Annotated in this window: 17 protein-coding genes and 1 pseudogene; 17 read left to right on the top strand and 1 reads right to left on the bottom strand. The window is 42.8% G+C overall.

Translation table 11 applies throughout. The features are described from left to right. Positions 1–50 precede the first annotated feature (50 nt). From JMF81_RS05945 to thiI, 16 genes and pseudogenes are all read left to right on the top strand, one after another. Positions 51–1,073: pseudogene (locus JMF81_RS05945) on the top strand (IS110 family RNA-guided transposase). Between the two features lie 280 nt (positions 1,074–1,353). Next, on the top strand, positions 1,354–2,712 hold the full coding sequence (locus tag JMF81_RS05940; protein ID WP_201310534.1) for an MATE family efflux transporter: 1,359 nt from the start codon (positions 1,354–1,356) through the stop codon (positions 2,710–2,712). 119 nt (positions 2,713–2,831) lie between these two features. Next, positions 2,832–4,724, top strand: coding sequence for a BglG family transcription antiterminator (locus JMF81_RS05935; protein WP_201310533.1), 1,893 nt, complete (start codon positions 2,832–2,834; stop codon positions 4,722–4,724). Positions 4,725–4,848: 124 nt separating this feature from the next. Further along, positions 4,849–6,273 (top strand): 6-phospho-beta-glucosidase, encoded by a 1,425-nt coding sequence (locus JMF81_RS05930; RefSeq protein WP_201310532.1) that lies wholly within the window; start codon positions 4,849–4,851, stop codon positions 6,271–6,273. A 20-nt stretch (positions 6,274–6,293) separates the two neighbouring features. After that, positions 6,294–6,602 (top strand): PTS sugar transporter subunit IIB, encoded by a 309-nt coding sequence (locus tag JMF81_RS05925; RefSeq protein WP_201310531.1) that lies wholly within the window; start codon positions 6,294–6,296, stop codon positions 6,600–6,602. Positions 6,603–6,624: 22 nt separating this feature from the next. Then, positions 6,625–7,920 carry a PTS sugar transporter subunit IIC gene (locus JMF81_RS05920; protein ID WP_201310530.1) on the top strand — a complete coding sequence of 432 codons (1,296 nt, stop codon included), beginning with the start codon at positions 6,625–6,627 and terminating at the stop codon, positions 7,918–7,920. Positions 7,921–7,935: 15 nt separating this feature from the next. Further along, a complete protein-coding gene (locus JMF81_RS05915) occupies positions 7,936–8,256 on the top strand; it encodes a PTS lactose/cellobiose transporter subunit IIA (RefSeq protein ID WP_201310529.1) in 321 nt (106 codons plus the stop codon). Positions 8,257–8,321: 65 nt separating this feature from the next. Then, positions 8,322–9,221, top strand: a complete 900-nt coding sequence (locus JMF81_RS05910; RefSeq protein ID WP_201310528.1) for an ROK family protein — start codon at positions 8,322–8,324, stop codon at positions 9,219–9,221. Between the two features lie 99 nt (positions 9,222–9,320). Continuing rightward, positions 9,321–9,824, top strand: a complete 504-nt coding sequence (locus JMF81_RS05905) for a VanZ family protein (RefSeq protein WP_201310527.1) — start codon at positions 9,321–9,323, stop codon at positions 9,822–9,824. 194 nt (positions 9,825–10,018) lie between these two features. Continuing rightward, a complete protein-coding gene (locus JMF81_RS05900) occupies positions 10,019–10,300 on the top strand; it encodes a polysaccharide deacetylase family protein (RefSeq protein WP_201310526.1) in 282 nt (93 codons plus the stop codon). Positions 10,301–10,440: 140 nt separating this feature from the next. Continuing rightward, on the top strand, positions 10,441–11,058 hold the full coding sequence (locus JMF81_RS05895; protein ID WP_201310525.1) for an ATP-binding protein: 618 nt from the start codon (positions 10,441–10,443) through the stop codon (positions 11,056–11,058). A gap of 143 nt (positions 11,059–11,201) precedes the next feature. Then, the gene (locus JMF81_RS05890) at positions 11,202–12,788 is read left to right on the top strand and encodes a potassium/proton antiporter (protein WP_201310524.1); all 1,587 of its coding nucleotides are present in this window, start codon (positions 11,202–11,204) and stop codon (positions 12,786–12,788) included. A 97-nt stretch (positions 12,789–12,885) separates the two neighbouring features. Continuing rightward, positions 12,886–13,848 (top strand): 50S ribosomal protein L11 methyltransferase, encoded by a 963-nt coding sequence (gene prmA, locus JMF81_RS05885; protein ID WP_201310523.1) that lies wholly within the window; start codon positions 12,886–12,888, stop codon positions 13,846–13,848. 1 nt (position 13,849) lies between these two features. Next, entirely contained in the window at positions 13,850–14,587 is a 738-nt protein-coding gene (locus JMF81_RS05880) for a 16S rRNA (uracil(1498)-N(3))-methyltransferase (protein ID WP_201310522.1), read from the top strand. 17 nt (positions 14,588–14,604) lie between these two features. Next, positions 14,605–15,747 (top strand): cysteine desulfurase family protein, encoded by a 1,143-nt coding sequence (locus JMF81_RS05875; protein ID WP_201310521.1) that lies wholly within the window; start codon positions 14,605–14,607, stop codon positions 15,745–15,747. 15 nt (positions 15,748–15,762) lie between these two features. Further along, positions 15,763–16,941 (top strand): tRNA uracil 4-sulfurtransferase ThiI, encoded by a 1,179-nt coding sequence (gene thiI / locus JMF81_RS05870; RefSeq protein ID WP_201310520.1) that lies wholly within the window; start codon positions 15,763–15,765, stop codon positions 16,939–16,941. Here thiI and JMF81_RS05865 read toward each other — a convergent pair. Further along, positions 16,925–17,158, bottom strand: coding sequence for an HPr family phosphocarrier protein (locus tag JMF81_RS05865; RefSeq protein ID WP_201310519.1), 234 nt, complete (start codon positions 17,156–17,158; stop codon positions 16,925–16,927). The genes thiI and JMF81_RS05865 overlap by 17 nt on opposite strands. Positions 17,159–17,243: 85 nt before the next feature. Here JMF81_RS05865 and mtaB point away from each other — a divergent pair, with 85 nt between their 5' ends. After that, entirely contained in the window at positions 17,244–18,578 is a 1,335-nt protein-coding gene (mtaB, locus tag JMF81_RS05860) for a tRNA (N(6)-L-threonylcarbamoyladenosine(37)-C(2))-methylthiotransferase MtaB (RefSeq protein ID WP_201310518.1), read from the top strand. The last annotated feature ends 63 nt before the right edge of the window (positions 18,579–18,641 follow it).

The raw sequence follows: 18,641 nt of genomic DNA, 5'->3' as shown, positions 1-18,641 counted from the left end.
AATGAGAAAGGCTGGAATCCATGCAAATATATTTTTGGAGGTACATTAGAATGTATAATGCAGTAGGTATTGATGTCTCAAAAGGAAAAAGTACCGTGACGGTCCTGCAGCCCGGCGGCACTGTGATCCACAAACCCTTTGTCGTTTCCCACTCTTCCCAGAGCCTGCATGATCTTGCTGAGTATCTGACCTCTCTGGATGGTGATACCAGGATCGTTATGGAATGTACCGGCAGATACCATGAACCTATCCTAAAGTTCCTCTCTGATGCTGGTCTGTTTGTCTCCGCAGTAAATCCTCATTTGATCAAAAATTTCGGCAACAATTCCCTGCGCAAGGTCAAATCCGATCCGCAGACGCCAGAAAGATCGCTCGCTATACCCTTGACAACTGGGCGGAATTACGCCTATTCTTTCTGGCATGTGGACTGCGTCCGTGGGATTGGCTTAAAAGCTTTCACTGAGCGTTACCGGGCCTTTTGCAAGAGACATCATTACAACTTCCAGGCGGACAAGCCGGAGAAACTGTTTCATGCCCCAAAAGAGCTGGTAGCCGTCTTTCCCAAGGAGAAGACCTATAAGCTGCTGATCCAACAGAGCATCCAGCAGTTAAACCTCATCTCTGAACATGTGGAACAGCTCCGCAGGAAAATGAATGAATTGGCCTCCACTCTCCCTGAATACAACACAGTAATGGGCATTTATGGTGTTGGTAAGACTTATGGCCCACAGCTCATCGCTGAGATCGGCGATGTATCCAGATTCACCCACAGGGAAGCTCTGACGGACTTTGCTGGCGTGGATCCCAGTGTGGATGAGTCCAGTCAGCGCAGATCCAAGAGCAACCGGGCATCTAAAGTTGGATCTGCAAGATTGCGTAAGACATTATTCCAGATCATGACAACCTTGCTGCAAAATGCCCCGGAAGATGACCCTGTGTATCGTTTCCTTGATAAAAAACCTTCTCAGGGAAAACCTTACTATGTCTACATGACAGCTGGAGCGAATAAGTTCTTCCGCATCTACTATGGCAAAGTCAAAGAGTGCCTGCGTAACTTAGAGCGGGAATCATAAGATCTTTTTTCAGATCACCTCTTTCAAAGCGGGCATTTATGGCGGCTTAAAAGTTGTGCCCCAAAATATCAGATCGGCTTTTTAAAATTCCCTTCAAAAAGCACTTGACTTTTTATTAGCAGGCTTTCTGCAATTTTTGTCAAAATAAGTATACATCAAACAATCCGGCTGGCGCAATATCCGGGAGAATAGTTGTGAAAGAGTATAAAAAGAAAAACTTGATTTTCGGAAACGCAGGAAGCATAATAATAAAGAAATTTTCAAGAGAGGGGAATGGAATATGAAGACAAAAAAAGCAGATCTGACGAAAGATCCTATTTTATGGTCAATTCTTGTTTTTGCGGTGCCGATTTTTATATCCAATGCATTTCAGCAATTGTATAATACCGCCGATACTATGATCGTGGGAAATGTCCTGGGGGATAAATCTCTGGCGGCAATCGGGGCGGCAGGGGCGGTCTATGAACTGCTGGTTGGTTTTTCCGTGGGAGTGGGAAACGGATTCAGCCTTGTGATCGGAAGATATTACGGCGCAGGCGATGAAGATATGGTAAAACGGTCGGCGGCAGGCTCAATGGTAATCGGAGCCGGTATCGTTCTTGGAATCATGGCAGCGTCAATGCTGGGAATGAAACCTCTGCTGATACTTCTGGATACACCATCCAATATTTTTGAAGAAACCTATTCTTATATCATAATAATTGCCATGTTTGCAGGCGTTATGTTTTTGTACAATCTTTTATCGGGATGTCTCAGAGCCATTGGAAACAGCCTGATGCCCTTGATTTTCCTGATCATTTCTTCTGTGATCAATGTGGGGCTGGATCTGATTTTCCTGAAGCAGTTCCGGATGGAGGTTCAGGGAACGGCGGTGGCAACGGTCATAGCCCAGGCAGTTTCTGCTATTTTATGCATGCTGTATATTTATAAAAAAGCGCCGATTCTGGTTCCCGGGAGAAAACATTTTAAGATAGAGGGTAATTTGTACGGTGAACTGGCCGGTCAGGGATTTTCCATGGGATGTATGATGGCGATTGTATCTGCCGGAACTATTATTCTGCAGAAATCCATCAATGGATTCGGTTATCTGATCATTGCGGGACATACGACAGCAAGGAAGATCAATTCTTTCTGCATGATGCCGTGTTCTGCCCTGGCGCTGGCAATTTCAAATTTTGTGTCCCAGAATTTCGGCGCAGGAAAGAAAGACAGAATCTTAAAGGTCATAAAAATCGGCAGCGCCGCTTCTATTATATGGGGCGCTGCTGCAGCGGTCATCATGCTGCTGTCCGCCGAAAAACTAGCGGCACTGATTTCAGGTTCTTCTCAGCCGGAAGTACTCCGGAATGCGGCAAAATATCTGATGATCAATGCTCCGTTTTATTCTGTCCTGGGAATTCTTCTGATTCTCAGAAATTCTCTGCAGGGAATCGGGAAAAAAGTGGTGCCGCTGATTTCCAGCGGAATAGAGTTTTTTGGAAAGATCATATTTGTCATTGCATGTATCCCGGTTCTTGGGTATTTTGGCGTGATTCTCTGTGAACCGGTGATCTGGTGCTTTATGTGCGTTCAGCTCCTTTTTGCTTTTTACAGGGATCCATACATAACCGGCGGCAGGGGGAATGTGGTAAAATTTTGAGGTAAGCAGAAATTAATCTGGTAATTTTATTTTCTCAATCTGGTAAAAATGGTTATGGTAAAAATAAGTCCATTATATTATGATATTTAACGAATTGATTGTAAAAGGAGTGGATATAGGTGCTTCGCATACAGTTACAAGAATTGCTTAACATGATGGAGCTGGATGAATATCATCCGGCCAGTCTGATGGCAAAGCAATTGGCCGTCAGCGAAAAAACTGTCCGGAACAGAATTAAAGAACTGAAAAGTGTGCTGAATCAGCACGGCGGGGATATCGTTTCCAAGTCCCGATACGGATACAAATTAGTAGTAACAGATGAAAAGAAGTTTAAGCATTTCCTGCAGGAAGAAAATGAAAGCAACATTCCGGAAACCATCCAGGAGCGAAATATCTTTCTTTTGAAATATCTCCTGGAACTGGATGGCTGGGTCAAGATGGATGACCTGTGCGATATGCTTTACATTTCCAAATCTTCACTTTCCAGCTCAATTCGTAATGTGGAAAAGATAATGAACCAATACAACATTACGATTGAAAGGAAGCCTAATTATGGAATTTCCGTCAGAGGAGACGAATTTGATCTCAGAAGGCTTTTGTGCCATTATTTTATTAAGAATAAATCTTTTAAGGAATTCAGAGCAAGAGATAATGAGGCTTTTATGTGGATTGCCCAGAACGTGCAGGAGCTTCTGATAAAATATGAAATTCATCTGACAGAGATAGCGTTTGATAATTTTATTGATTACGTATATATTGGGTTTTCCAGAACCAGAAGAGGATATCATTTGAATCTCCAATTCGTCAGTCTTCCGACGATCGGGGTCAAGGAAATCAGCTTTCAGAGAGAATTGGTAGAAAAGATTGAAGAGACGTATCATCTGAGATATTCGAAAGATGAGAAGAATTACATATTGCTTTATCTGGCTGGGAAGCAAAGAGTTGGAAATGCGATCGAGAATGATTATAATTTTGTCATACGGGAGGAAATAGACCGTCTGGCTCTGGGAATGATGGAACGGATCAAGCAGGAATATCATATGGATTTCTGCAGCAACTTTGAACTGAGAATGACATTGAATCAGCATCTTGTGGCGCTGGATGTCAGACTGAAGTACGGACTGCCGCTGACCAATCCAATGCTGGACGAAATTAAAAAACAGTACTGCCTTGCTTATGATATGGCCCTTCAGGCGTCTGCCGTACTGCGGGATTATTACAAGACCGAAATCTGTGAGGATGAAGTCGGTTATATTGCGCTGATTTTTGCGCTGGCGCTGAATAAAGATACCAACCGTGAGAAAATGAACATTCTGGTTGTCTGCAATTCCGGAAAAAATCTGTTAAAGCTGTTGAAATATCAGTATGAGCAGAGTTTTTCTGATTATGTGGATCAGATTTATGTGGAAGATAAGATCGGCCTTGAGAAGTTTGATTTTTCCCTTGTGGATTATGTGTTTACCACAGTTCCGATTACATGGAAGATACCGTGCCCGATTTTTGAAATCAGTGTTTTCCTGGGTGAAAATGATGTCCAGGCAATCACCAATATACTGGAGAGAGGTATCACCGACGTGCTGAGAAAATATTATACGCCGGAGAGATTCCTGACGGATATAAAAGGGCGGGACAGGGATTCCATCCTGAAGGAAATCTGTGATATTATCATGAAACAGGAGCAGGTGGACGACGACTTTTATGAGCTGGTACTGGAAAGAGAGAAATACGCGCAGATGAAATACGGCAATAAGATTGCCATCCCTCATCCCAACAGAATCTGCTCGCCGTATACCTTCGCGTATGTGGCGGTTCTGCCGGAAGAAGTGCTGTGGAATGGGGAATATGTCCAGGTAATTTTTCTGACGTCTGTAAGCGATGTAAAAGGAGGGGATGATTCCAATCGTCAGAAGTTTTATAAATCGACGGCGCAGTTTGCCCTGAACAGAGAATCTGTTCAGCAGCTGATTGATCATCCGGATTATGAGACGTTAATGAAATTGATAGAGTCCTGAAAAGTACCACATTGAACTGGCAGTTACCAGATTCAATGTGGTATTTTCGTCTGTGGAGTTTGCATCCGGCCGGATATACAATAAGTGTAGTTCAAAAATGAAGCAGACAAAAGGAGGATGAAAGATGCTGAGAGAAGACTTTCTTTGGGGCGGCGCGGTTGCGGCTCATCAGCTGGAAGGCGGCTGGCAGGAAGGCGGAAAAGGGATTAGTATTGCGGATGTGATGACAGCCGGTGATTACAAAACAGCAAGAAAGATCACAGACGGTGTACTGGACGGAGAGAACTATCCGAACCATACGGCGATTGAATTTTACTCCCATTATAAGGAGGACATCAAATTATTCGCTGAAATGGGATTTAAATGTTTCCGTACTTCCATCGCATGGACAAGGATTTTTCCGGAAGGCGAGGAAGAACAGCCGAATGAAGCGGGATTGAAATTCTATGATGACATGTTTGATACCTGTCTTCAGTATGGAATTGAACCGGTCGTGACATTGTCTCATTTTGAAATGCCATTTGCACTGGTGAAAAAATACGGAGGATTCAGAAGCAGAAAATGTATCGATGCTTTTGTAAGATTTTCTGAAGTATGTTTTAAACGGTACAAAGACAAAGTAAAATACTGGATGACATTTAATGAGATCAACAATCAGGCAAGTTATGAAAATCCATGGGCGCCGTTTACGAATTCAGGAATCGTATATGAAGAAGGCGAGAACAAAGAAGCGGTGATGTACCAGGCAGCTCACTATGAACTGGTTGCATCTGCGGAGGCAGTGAGGATTGGAAAAGAAATCAATCCGGATTTCCAGATTGGCTGTATGATCGCTATGACGCCGATCTATCCGTATTCCTGCAATCCGAAAGATATGATGATGGCGCTTTCCGGAATGCAGAAAAGGTTCTGGTTTGCGGATGTCCATGTGAGAGGGGAATATCCGGCATACATTTTAAAATATCTGGCAAGCCGCCACATTGAACTTGATATGACGGAAGAAGATAAAGAAATCTTAAAGAACGGATGTGTCGACTATATTGGATTCAGTTATTATATGAGTTTTGTGGTTAAAGCAGCAGATAATAATCCGGAATACATTTACCATGAGGAAGAATGTAAAGTAGACAATCCGTATATCGAGACCACAGACTGGGGATGGGCCGTGGATCCGGAAGGACTGCGCTGGTCTATGAACTGGCTGTATGACCGTTATCAGCTTCCGCTGTTTATCGTAGAAAACGGCATGGGAGCTTATGACAAAGTAGAAGAAGACGGATCCATCCATGATCCTTACCGCATCGAGTATCTGAGGAAGCATATTAAGGCAATGAAAAAATGTGTGGATGCCGACGGCGTGGATTTAATAGGATATACCCCATGGGGATGCATCGATCTGGTATCCGCGGGAACCGGAGAGATGGAGAAAAGATATGGATTTATCTATGTAGATAAAGACAATCAGGGAAACGGTACATTAAAGCGCAGCAAAAAAGACAGCTTTGAGTGGTATAAAAACGTTATCAAAAGTAACGGTGAAATTTTATAAGATTAAAGGAGGATGTAACAATGTTAACAATCAGACTTTTTTGCAATGAAGGGATGTCAACGAGTTTACTTGTTGAGGAAATGAAAAAGGCAGCGGCAGCAGAAGGAACCGAGGTGGACATCAGAGCGTATCCGATCAATGATCTGGATGATAAAGCCAAAGGAATCGACTGTGCGCTTCTCGGACCTCAGGTAGGATATCTGAAAGCCAAAGCCTCAAAAACCTGTCAGCAGCTGGGAGTTCCGATGGATGTAATTCCAATGCAGGACTACGGTATGTGCAACGGAAAAAATGTACTTGCTTTTGCGAAAAAATTAGCAGGAAAATAGGAAACAAAGAGAGGTAGAAAAGATGAAAGATTTTATGAATGAAAAAGTTGTTCCAAAGGTTATGGCATTTATCAATACAAAAGCCATTCAGGCATTGAAAGACGGACTGCTGTATTCCATGCCGATGATGATCGTGGGTGCCGTATTCCTTTTGATCGCTAATTTCCCGATTCCGGCATTCACGGAATGGCTTGCGGAAGTCGGCGTAACACCGGTTCTGAATCAGGCGTATAATTCTACATTCGGAATTATGTCCATGATCGCATCTGTTGGTATCGCATTTACATATGTACAGAATGAAGGTTATAAAGGACTGCCGGCAGGTGTTATATCCTTATGCTGCTATCTGATTCTGCAGCCTCAGAGCCTCACTCTGGCAGACGGAAGTGCCGTCAATGCCATCCAGGGAACATGGACTGGAGGACAGGGAATGGTAGGAGCCCTTGGTATGGGTCTGATCGTTGGATGGATTTATTCCATCTTCATGAAAAAAGACATTACGATCAAGATGCCGGCAGGTGTGCCAGAAGGCGTATCTCAGGCATTCGTAGCTTTGATTCCTGGTGCGGTTATCATCATTGGCGTAACGATTTTATACGCGGTTGTAAATCTTGGACTGCATTCAACTCCGATGGAATGGATCTACAGCGTAATCCAGGCACCTTTACAGGGAATGACAGACTCTGTAGGAGGCGTGATCGGAATGGGTCTTATGGTACCATTTTTATGGTTCTTCGGTGTTCATGGTTCTACGATCATCGGAGGAATCATGAGTCCTATGCTTGCATCTAATACTGCAGCAAACCAGGCAATCCTGGATGCAGGAAAAGAACTGACTCTTGCCAACGGCGGACATATTGTAACACAGCAGTTTTTTGATCAGTTTATGACAGTAACCGGCGCAGGACTGACTATCGGACTGGTACTATACATGTTTGCTTTCTCAAAATCTGCTCAGCTGAGACAGATTGGTAAAATAGGAATTGCTCCGGCATTCTTTAATATCAATGAACCGGTATTATTCGGTGTTCCGGTCGTATTAAATCCGATGCTTGCGGTACCGTTTATACTGATGCCTGTGCTTTCCGGCCTGATTGAGTATTTTGCAATCTATACAGGAATCTGTCCGATGTACGGAGGAGTCGTTCTGCCATGGACATGTCCTCCAATCATTTCCGGACTGCTGATCGGCGGAGTAAGAACAGCGATTTTACAATTTTTGATTTTAGTGTTAAGCTTCTTTGTGTACCTGCCATTTGTCCGTATGGTTGACAGAACATATGTAAAACAGGAACAGGAAGCTCAAAACCAGGAATAAGGAGATTATATCATTATGGAAGGTGTAGAATTAATTTGTTTTCAGATCATCACAGCTGCCGGCGGTGCAAAATCGGCCTACATGGAAGCTGTAAATAAGGCCAAAGAAGGTCTTTACGATGAAGCCAGAGCTATGATTGAAGAAGGAGACAAGATGCTCAAAGAAGGGCATGGACCGCATACCGACCTGATACAGCAGGAAGCGGGTTCCAACGAATCTGTGATTTCTCTGATTCTGGCACATGCCGAAGATCAGATGATGAGTGCGGAAGTGTTTAAAATGATGGCAGAGCAGGTGATCGACCTGTATGAAAAAATAGATACATTGTCTAAATAATAAAAGAAGTAGCCGGGGCTTGATATTCACAGGTCTCGGCTGCGCTGCATAAAAGGAGGACGCATATGGAATATTTGGGAATCGATATCGGCGGAACATATATAAAATATGGAATGATAGATGAAAATAATACGATTATCCGTCAATGGAAAAAAGAAACACTGCTGTTTGAAGAGAAAGATGCATTCTATGACTATATCTGCGACGGGCTGGATTTGAAAAATGTGGCATGCGCCGGAATTAGCGCGCCGGGAGTGCTGGCGGAAGATTCTACGATCATCTCAAAAGCGGCGCCGAACGTCTGTGTGATGTATGGAACCAATGTCAATAAAGAATTTGAAGACAGATTAAAGATTCCAACCCGGGCAGTTAATGATGCAAAAAGCGCCGGATTATGTGAGATGAAGATTGGAAATGGGAAGGGAAGCAAATCCTCTGTTTATTTTGTGATCGGAACAGGAATCGGGGGATGCGTCTGTGATGAAAAGGGAGTAATTGAGGGACAGAACCGGATTGCCGGTGAATTTTCCCAGCTTCCAATTGGCTTTTTGGAGGATGAGCCGAACAAACTAAAAGGCCTGTGTGAGATCGCTTCCATGACGGCACTGATTGAGATTTACAATCGAAAAGTAGAAGAAGAACAGCAGCTGAAATATGGAAAAGAAATTACTGATCTTTATCTTGCCGGAGATGAAACGGCGATCCAGGCCATGGATGAATGGTGCAAAAATATTATATTAGGGCTGTATATTATCATTACCTTTTACAGTCCGGAAATTATATGCATTGGTGGCGGGATTTCCAAAGAAGACTGGTTTATCGATAAGATTCGTTATATGATGGAAAATGTGGTAGAACATGATTTTAAAGATATCGCAGACACGAGAATTGAGCGGTGCCGATATGACAATGATGCGAATCTGCTGGGAGCGGTCTTGTTTGTAAGGCAGCAGCTTGGGAAATAGCATATTGAACTAGAAAGAAATCGTAATAAAAATGTAAGAGAAATCTCCATGATTCTTTGAATTTATTTGGTAAGATGAGAAAAAATGGAGGTGGTATTAATGAAAAAGAACTTTCTGGCAGTCATGTTTGTTGTGTATTTTCTTATATTAACATGGATCATTGTTTTCAAGATGAGTTTTTCGCTGGAAGAATTAGGACATATAAGAAGCCTGAATCTGATTCCTTTGAAAGGATCTGTAATTGTAAATGGAAAGCTGGATGCCGGGGAGATTCTGCAGAATGTAATCGCATTTATCCCTCTTGGGGTATTTATCCGGGCTTTGGCAGGGAAAAGAAATTTATCACGGGAGATTGCTGCAGCAGCTCTGATCAGCATAGCATATGAAACCCTGCAGTTTATTCTGGCGATCGGCAGAACAGATATTACAGATGTCCTTGCCAATACGATCGGAGGCATCATCGGAATCATGGTCTGCGCGGCTATTGAAAAGATATGTGGAAGAGAAGACCGGTTCATTCTGGTTATTTCCATATGCACAGGAATTGGAACCTTTGCAGTCGCGGGACTGGTTGCGCTGCTGCTTCTGGCCAATAATTTCTAATCAGATAGATGCATTGTATCAAAAATATTTTCTTGTGAATACTATAAATAAGTGTAAGATTTGCATATTGTGTTCTGTGTACATCATAATATTTTAAGAAAATTTTTAAAAAGAGGTAATAGAATTGATACAAATCAGGCACAAAAATGGTATATAATGCCATTGATCCGATGTATAAGAAAGGAGATTTGATAATGATGCATATTAAAGAAAACTTTTTTATCGAGAAGAATCAAACAGAATATATATTAAAAAAACGAATGAACAAAAAAGGAGAAGAGATGAGCTGTAGTCATCTTGGAACTTATAGTACATTTCGGGAAGCGAGAGACGCGGCAATCAAAGAGATGATCCGTGAAGAAGTCAACAAAGAAAAATCCGCTCCGCTCCATGAGATTATTTATATGATGAAGCAGAAATATCAGGAACTTTCCGGAGAAAACCATTTTTTTTGTAAAATCTCATGGAGAGTGTAAGAGAACAGCCGGCTGATATCCGGCTGGATCTGGCTGCTGCCGGGACTGATAATGTCCCGGCAGTGTTGTAATTACAACAGACTTTTTATAAAACAAGGATTACAATGGTATCATCACAGAGTTGAGAAAGGAAAAGGAATATGATTCGAAAGATGATACAGATTGATACAAAAAAGTGTGACGGATGCGGCCTTTGCGCAGAAGCATGCCACGAAGGAGCGATTGGAATCGTGGATGGCAAAGCCAGGCTGCTGCGGGACGATTATTGTGACGGCTTAGGGGACTGCCTTCCGGTCTGTCCGCAGGATGCCATTTCTTTCGCAGAAAGAGAAGCAGCGCCTTATGACAGAGAAGCCGTTATGAAAAATATGAAGAAGAAATCAGGTACTATGCTGGCTCAGTGGCCGGTACAGATTCAGCTTGCGCCGCTTCAGGCGCCTTATTTTCAGGAAGCTGATCTTCTGGTTGCCGCAGACTGCACTGCGTATGCCTATGGAAAATTCCACAAAACATTTATGGAAGACAAGGTAACTCTGATCGGGTGCACGAAACTGGATGGAGTGGATTACTCCGAAAAACTGGGAGAGATTTTAAAGCGAAACGAAATCAAAAGCATAACAGTTGTCCGTATGGAAGTTCCATGCTGCAGGGGAATGGAACTTGCGGTTCAAAAGGCGGCAGAACTTTCCGGAAAGGATTTTCCGGTTCCGGTTTTTGTTCTTTCTGTAGATGGAAGGATTCAAAAAGAAGTAAAATAAACTGAAAAAAGACAGTAAATTATGATAAAATAAATCTATATAACCGACGGAGGATGTTTTGTGACTGCTTCGCCGGTTTTTCTGTTTTATAGGAAACTGTGTTTTTTGATATAAAACGAACTTACAGAAAGGGGAGAAGACGAATGGAAACGTTTTTTTTATTATGTGCAGCCGTACTGATCCTTTGCATTTTTTCCAATAAGATTTCCAATAAGCTGGGAGTTCCCAGCCTTTTGATTTTTATGCTGCTTGGTATGTTATTTGGGTCAGATGGCATTTTCAAAATAGATTTTGCTGATTTTGCTGTGGCCGAAGACATTTGTACGGCCGCATTGGTATTTATCATGTTCTATGGAGGCTATTCTACCAATTGGAAACATGCCAGGCCGGCCGCTCCGAGAGCGCTTCTTTTATCTACGGTCGGGGTTATTATGACGGCGGGATTGGTTTCCCTGTGCTGTCACTTCTTATTGAAATTTCCATTTGCAGAAAGTTTTCTGATCGGTTCTGTAGTAAGCTGTACAGATGCAGCGGCAGTTTTTTCTATTTTTCGTTCGAAAAATCTGAATCTTGCGGGTGATCTGGCACCTTTGCTTGAGATTGAAAGTGGAAGCAACGATCCGGTGGCGTATATGCTGACAGTCATTGCTCTGACGATCATGGAAGGAAAAGCGGTCAGTTCTCTGGGAGTTGTAATTATCCTGGAATTATCTGTGGGAATCGCGGTGGGAGTCCTTGTGGGAATCATAGCGCCCCGGATTATCCGTAAATTTCGTTTTTATGCGGGCGGCTTCGATTCGATTTTTATGATCGCCGTTGCTATGGTATCTTATGCCCTGGCAGTCGTGCTGGATGGAAATGGATTTCTTTCTGTCTATCTGACAGGAATTATCATGGGAAATACGAAAATGAAAAATAAAGCGGATATCATACATTTTCTGGATAACATTACGACACTGGCACAAATGGCGGCATTCTTTCTGCTGGGACTGTTGTCATTTCCATCACAGATGATTGGCTTTCTTCCAAATACACTGATCATCATTTTATTTCTGACGTTAGTTGCCCGGCCGCTGGCTGTATTTCTTCTGACCGGGAAAAAATATTCAATCCGGGAAAAAATCTTTATTTCATGGGCAGGACTCAGGGGAGCCTCATCGATCATCTTTGCGATTTTCGCCACGGTAAGCGGCATATATAAGGGAGAGTATGTATTTCATATTGTATTCGGCCTGGCAATTCTGTCAGTTGCGGTTCAGGGTACGCTGCTTCCGGCCGTTGCGGAGAAATTAAATCTGATTGATAATAATAATGATGTGCTGACGACATTTAATGATTACCAGGATGATGCGTCCATGAATCTGATGCAGATTCATATCAATGAAGGCCATGGATGGCAGAATCAGCTGATCCGGGATGTGAATCTTCCAGAAGGCTCTCTGGCAATGCTGATTCGCAGACAGGATGAAACGATCATACCGAAGGGAGACACCAGGATCCTGGCAGGAGATGAAGTTGTATTAAATGTGCCAGCTTATGAATCTGTGAATGATATCGAATTAAGAGAGATCACCATAGACAAAGACCATCCGTGGAACGGCTGCAGGATTGAAGATCTGGATCTGGAGGATCATGTACTGGTGGCTATGATCAAAAGGGAAGATCGGAATATCATTCCAAAAGGACAGACAAAAATCCAGGAAGGAGATGTGGTGGTCGTCTATAATTAAAATGCGGGATATCCCTTGTATGAAAGAAACTTCTATGATACACTAATAAATTGATATGCCTTGATACGGAAAAAAACAGGAAAGGAGTTAGTAATACATGGGATGGAATAAGATTACGATCCATACGGTTACAACAGCAGAAGACATGATCAGTTATGAACTGACAGAGCTGGGAGCGGCAGGTGTTGAAGTAGAAGATCATGTTCCGCTGACGGAAGAAGAAATGAAGGTTATGTATGTGGATCTTCTGCCGGATGAGATCGCTCCCGATGATGGTACCGCAAAAATTCACTGCTATTTTGATGAGGAAGAAAACCTGGAAGATATTACATGGAAGATTCAGGAGATGCTTCACCGGCTCAGTCAGTTTATGGAGATTGGAGAAGGAACCATTTCCTTTGACAAAACAAAAGAAGAAGACTGGGTCAACAACTGGAAGAAATATTTTAAGCCAATTCAGCTGGATGAGCAGATTGTTATAAAACCAACCTGGGAGACGCTTGAAAATCCAAAAAAAGATACGATTGTTATAGAAATTGATCCTGGGACCGCTTTTGGGACAGGATCTCATGAGACAACAAAATTATGCATTGAAGGGATGAAGCCATATATCAAACCGGGATCCAGGATGCTGGATGTGGGATGCGGAAGCGGTATTCTTTCAATCATCGGGTTGAAACTGGGAGCTTCTCATGCGGTCTTGACAGACATTGATCCAAATGCGATTGCCGCCGCGAAGGAAAATTTTGAGGTGAACCACATTTCAGAAGATCAATATGAAGTATACCAGGGAAACATTCTGGAGGATCAGGAGTTTGCCCGGATGATCGGGAAGGAACGTTATCCGCTGGTCGTGGCAAATATACTGGCGGATGTCCTGCTTCCGCTGATTGAGATTGCGGATCAGTTTATGACAGAAGACGGGGTTTTTGTTCTGTCCGGAATTATTGATACAAAAGAGCAGGAAATCGCAGAAAAACTGAAAAATTACGGTTTTGATATTCTGGAAACCAGGCGGATGAAAGACTGGGTATCCATTACAGCGGGAAAGAGGAAATAGAATGCATCGATTTTTTATAAAAGAAGAACAGATCGGTCAGGATGAAATCTGGATCCGGGGCGGAGATGTAAACCATATTAAAAATGTGCTTCGGATGAAAACAGGGGATAAAGTGTTCTTAAGCTGTGAAAATGATCTGGAATATGAATGCAGCCTGGAAGAATTTTCAGAAGATGGGATCCGTGCAAGGATTCTGGATATTCATGGAATGGAAACGGAACTGAAGACAGAACTTGTTTTGTATCAGGGGCTGCCAAAAGGCGATAAGATGGAATGGATCATACAAAAAGCCGTAGAACTTGGAGCCGCCAGGATCGTTCCGGTCCGCATGAAACGATGTGTTGTCAGGCTGGATGAAAAGAAGGCAGAAAAGAAGATCCGACGGTGGAATGCAATTGCTCAAAGCGCAGCGAAACAGGCAAGAAGAGGAGTGATTCCGCAGGTATCTGAAGTTGTGGACTTTCAGACTGCCGTGAAAGATGCAGAGGGGCTTGATATGCTTCTGGTTCCTTATGAAGAGGCCAGGGGAATGGAAGAGTCCAGAAAAATTTTGAGACAAGGGAAGAAAAAAGCATCCATAGGAATTATAATCGGACCGGAAGGCGGATTTGACCGGGAAGAAATTGAACTGGCCAAAGAAGCCGGAGGAGATATCATCACGCTTGGGAAACGAATTTTGAGGACAGAAACAGCTGGAATGACAGTACTGTCTATTTTGATGTTTTTGCTGGAAGAATAGAGATGGAGGAAAACAGGATGATATATTTTGATAATGCGGCCACAACAAAAGCTTTTCCTGAAGTAGTCAGAATAATGGAAGAGGCAATGCAGGTGATCTATGGAAATCCATCCGCAAAACATATCAAAGGGATGGAAGCGGAAAATCTGATAAAAGAGGCGCAGGATGTAATTGCAAAATCGCTGAAAGCAAAGCCCGGAGAGATCTTTTTTACCTCTGGAGGCACAGAATCCAACAATACGGCGATCATTGGCACAGCAATGAAAAATCACAGACGCGGGAAACATATTATCACGTCCAGGATTGAACATGCCTCAGTCTATGAACCAATGCGGTTTCTGGAAGAACAGGGATTTGAGGTTACATATCTGGACGTAGATAAAAAAGGATATCTTCGTCTGGATGAGCTGGAGGAAGCCATTCGCCCGGATACAACATTGGTATCACTGATGTTTGTCAATAATGAAATCGGAACCGTGCAGCCGGTAAAAGAAGCCGGTGAGATTATAAAGAAAAAGAATCCGGAAACAGTATTTCATGTCGATGCGATCCAGGCTTATGGGAAAATGCCAATCACGCCGAAAAATATGAAAATTGATCTTCTTTCCATGAGCGGCCATAAAATTCATGGACCGAAGGGGGTTGGTTTTCTCTATGTACGAGAAGGTACGAAAATACAGCCGTTGATTTACGGAGGAGGTCAGCAGAAAGGAATGCGCTCCGGAACAGAAAATGTACCTGGAATTGCCGGACTTGGATGCGCATGCAGACTGATGATCGGAGAACAATATGAGAATGCGGACAAGATTCGGAAGATCAAAGAGTATTTTCAGGAAAGAATTCAGGAAATTGATGATATTATTGATAACTCAGGGGAAGCGCCTCATATTGCGAGCATTAGTTTTAAAGGGCTGAGAAGTGAAGTCCTGCTTCATGCTCTGGAGGAGAGAGAAATTTATGTATCTTCAGGTTCTGCCTGCTCTTCCAATAAAAAGCAGCCGGTCAGCGGCACTTTAAATGCAATCGGACTTCCGGATGAATATAAAGACGGAACCCTCCGGTTTAGTTTTTCGTTAGAGAATACAAAAGAAGAAGTAGATGAAACGATCGAAGCACTAAAAGAACTGGTACCAATGCTTCGGAGGTTTGTAAGAAGATAAGAAAAGGAGAAGAAAATGAAGGTAACAGCCTTTTTGATCAAGTATGGAGAAATTGCGATCAAAGGAAAAAATCGCTTTATGTTTGAGGACGCTCTGATGCGTCAGATTCGTTTTGCCATGAAACCGGTGGGAGACTTTGATGTCAGAAAAGAATCCGGCCGTATGTTTGTGGAAGGCAGGGGAGACTTTGATTACGATGAAGCGGTAGAAGCCCTGCAGAAAGTTTTTGGAATTGTGGGAATCTGTCCGATGGTGGTAGAAGAGACAAAAGATATCGACCATCTGAGAAAAACTGTTCTGGCATTTATTGATGAACAGTATCCGGTCAAAGATTTCACATTTAAAGTCCATGCCCGCAGAGGCGACAAACAGTTTCCAATGACATCCATGGAGCTGAATATGGATATTGGAGAAAAGCTGCTGGATGCGTTTGAGGGACTTAAAGTGGATGTACACCATCCGGATGTTATGGTGAATATCGAAGTAAGAAAATATATTTACATTTATTCTCAGGAGATCAAGGGCCCAGGCGGAATGCCGGCAGGAACCAATGGAAGAGCCATGCTTCTGCTGTCCGGAGGAATTGACAGCCCGGTAGCAGGATATATGATCGCAAAACGAGGAGTAAGGATTGATGCTACTTATTTCCATGCTCCGCCGTACACAAGCGAGAGGGCAAAACAGAAGGTAGTAGACCTGGCCAAAATCGTGGCTCAGTATGCAGGACCGATCGATCTGCATGTAGTCAACTTTACAGATATCCAGCTTGCAATTTATGAAAAATGCCCTCATGATGAATTAACGATCATCATGCGCAGATATATGATGAAGATTGCAGAACACTTTGCAAAGGAAAGGGAAGATCTGGCGCTGATCACAGGAGAAAGCATCGGACAGGTAGCAAGTCAGACAATCCACAACCTGGCAATCACCAATGAAGTATGTGAACTTCCGGTATTCCGTCCATGTATTGGAATGGACAAGCAGGAAATTGTGGATATCGCGGAAAAAATCGGAACGTTTGAAACATCCATCCAGCCGTTTGAAGACTGCTGTACGATTTTCGTGGCAAAACATCCGGTAACAAAAGGAAATTTAAAGAGAATTCAGAAATCAGAAGAGCATCTGAAAGATGTGATCGATGATCTGATGAAAGAAGCCATTGACACAACAGAAGTTATTCATGTAAAATAAACGGCTGAATTTTGTTAAGAACCTCGTCCGCGTTTTCTGAGGAAATGATAAGTTTAAAAGGTTTTGAAAGATCCAGACTCAGAAGGGTCATCAGTGATTTCGCATTGACTGCGTAGGAACCTTTGGCGATTTCATAACTGCCAGGATATTCATTGATAATATCAATAAAAGAATGAAGTTCTTTGATTGAATGAAGTTGAATCATGATAGAACACATAATAATCTCCTTAGATCCGTTGGTTTCAGAATTCAAGGATTAGTGTACCCGCATTTTATTAAAAAGTCAATAGAAAGGGAAATTTATGGATATACATGGGAAAAAGGCGGCAATTGTCACTTTGGGATGCAAGGTCAATCAGTATGAAACAGATGCCATGCGTTCAATGCTGGAAAACGCAGGGGTGATAATTACAGATGCCGGGGATGAACCGGATATTTATATCGTGAATACCTGCTCTGTTACGAATATGGCAGAGAGAAAATCCAGACAGATGCTTCATCGGGCAAAACGGAAAAATCCGAATGTCATTGTTGTGGCTGTAGGCTGCTATGCCCAGGTCGGAAAAGAAGAACTGGCAGCAGATGGTCATATTGATCTGATTATTGGGAATAATAAAAAGAAAGATCTTATAAAAATTTTAGAGGATTATGAACCGGAAGGCGTGCCGGAGGCCGAGGTGCTGGACATTGCATCAGACCGGAGTTTTGAAAATCTCTGTGTCGATCATCTCGAGACTCACACAAGAGCATATATTAAAGTACAGGACGGCTGCAATCAGTTTTGTTCTTACTGCATTATCCCTTATGCCAGAGGGCGGGTCCGCAGCAGGCAGAAAGAAGATGTTCTGAAAGAAATCCGGAATCTTGCGGAGAAAGGCTGCCGTGAATTTGTGATAACAGGAATTCACGTGACCTCCTATGGAACGGATCTTGGGGATATCCGTCTCATTGATCTGCTGGAAGAAATATCACAGATTGAAGGGGTGGAGCGGATTCGTCTTGGATCTCTGGAACCGGGATTTATCACAGAAGATGTTCTGGGGAGACTGAGCCGTCTTAAGAACTTTTGTCCGCATTTTCATCTGTCTCTTCAGAGTGGATGTGACACTGTGCTCGCAAGGATGAACCGAAAATATACGACAGAAGATATCAGGGAAAAATGCCGTATGATCCGGACGTTCTTTGATACGCCGGCGCTGACGACAGATATTATTGTAGGATTTCCGGGGGAGACGGAAGAAGAATTTGAGACAACAAGAAGATTCCTGGAAGAAATCCAGCTGTATGAAATGCATATTTTCAAATATTCCGTCCGGAAAGGAACAAAAGCGGCGGTTATGGATCATCAGGTTCCTGATCAGATCAAGGCAGAAAGAAGCGATATTCTCCTTGCCATGGCAGCAAGAAATAAAAAAGCTTTTGAAGAAGCCCAGCTTGGCAGGGAAAAAGAAGTCCTGATGGAAGAAGAATTACGGGGAAGGAAAAACTGGTATGTGGGACATACCAGAGAATATATCAGAACTGCAGCTTATTCTGAAACACCGGTCGATCATCAGATTGTAAAAGTACAGCTGAAGACGGTTTCAGAAGATGGATATGTAGAAGGAACCCTTGCAGCACAAAAGAAAAAATGTTAAGCACAGGTGAAATTTTATGGTTTGCCATTGCTATTTTTAAATTTTTATATTAGAATAAGAATA

The sequence above is a fragment of the Anaerostipes butyraticus genome (assembly GCF_016586355.1).
Lineage (GTDB): Bacteria > Bacillota > Clostridia > Lachnospirales > Lachnospiraceae > Anaerostipes > Anaerostipes butyraticus.
Note: the sequence above shows the minus strand (reverse complement) of the source record. Positions and strands in the feature narration are given on the sequence as shown.

What these genes read in the sequence shown, in the direction of transcription:
- JMF81_RS05940 (WP_201310534.1), top strand. Translation starts at nt 1,354, where the DNA reads ATGAAGACAAAAAAAGCAGATCTGACGAAAGATCCTATTTTATGGTCA.
- JMF81_RS05930 (WP_201310532.1), top strand. Translation starts at nt 4,849, where the DNA reads ATGCTGAGAGAAGACTTTCTTTGGGGCGGCGCGGTTGCGGCTCATCAG.
- JMF81_RS05925 (WP_201310531.1), top strand. Translation starts at nt 6,294, where the DNA reads ATGTTAACAATCAGACTTTTTTGCAATGAAGGGATGTCAACGAGTTTA.
- JMF81_RS05920 (WP_201310530.1), top strand. Translation starts at nt 6,625, where the DNA reads ATGAAAGATTTTATGAATGAAAAAGTTGTTCCAAAGGTTATGGCATTT.
- JMF81_RS05915 (WP_201310529.1), top strand. Translation starts at nt 7,936, where the DNA reads ATGGAAGGTGTAGAATTAATTTGTTTTCAGATCATCACAGCTGCCGGC.
- JMF81_RS05910 (WP_201310528.1), top strand. Translation starts at nt 8,322, where the DNA reads ATGGAATATTTGGGAATCGATATCGGCGGAACATATATAAAATATGGA.
- JMF81_RS05905 (WP_201310527.1), top strand. Translation starts at nt 9,321, where the DNA reads ATGAAAAAGAACTTTCTGGCAGTCATGTTTGTTGTGTATTTTCTTATA.
- JMF81_RS05900 (WP_201310526.1), top strand. Translation starts at nt 10,019, where the DNA reads ATGATGCATATTAAAGAAAACTTTTTTATCGAGAAGAATCAAACAGAA.
- JMF81_RS05895 (WP_201310525.1), top strand. Translation starts at nt 10,441, where the DNA reads ATGATTCGAAAGATGATACAGATTGATACAAAAAAGTGTGACGGATGC.
- JMF81_RS05890 (WP_201310524.1), top strand. Translation starts at nt 11,202, where the DNA reads ATGGAAACGTTTTTTTTATTATGTGCAGCCGTACTGATCCTTTGCATT.
- prmA (WP_201310523.1), top strand. Translation starts at nt 12,886, where the DNA reads ATGGGATGGAATAAGATTACGATCCATACGGTTACAACAGCAGAAGAC.
- JMF81_RS05880 (WP_201310522.1), top strand. Translation starts at nt 13,850, where the DNA reads ATGCATCGATTTTTTATAAAAGAAGAACAGATCGGTCAGGATGAAATC.
- JMF81_RS05875 (WP_201310521.1), top strand. Translation starts at nt 14,605, where the DNA reads ATGATATATTTTGATAATGCGGCCACAACAAAAGCTTTTCCTGAAGTA.
- thiI (WP_201310520.1), top strand. Translation starts at nt 15,763, where the DNA reads ATGAAGGTAACAGCCTTTTTGATCAAGTATGGAGAAATTGCGATCAAA.
- JMF81_RS05865 (WP_201310519.1), bottom strand. Translation starts at nt 17,158, where the DNA reads ATGTGTTCTATCATGATTCAACTTCATTCAATCAAAGAACTTCATTCT.
- mtaB (WP_201310518.1), top strand. Translation starts at nt 17,244, where the DNA reads ATGGATATACATGGGAAAAAGGCGGCAATTGTCACTTTGGGATGCAAG.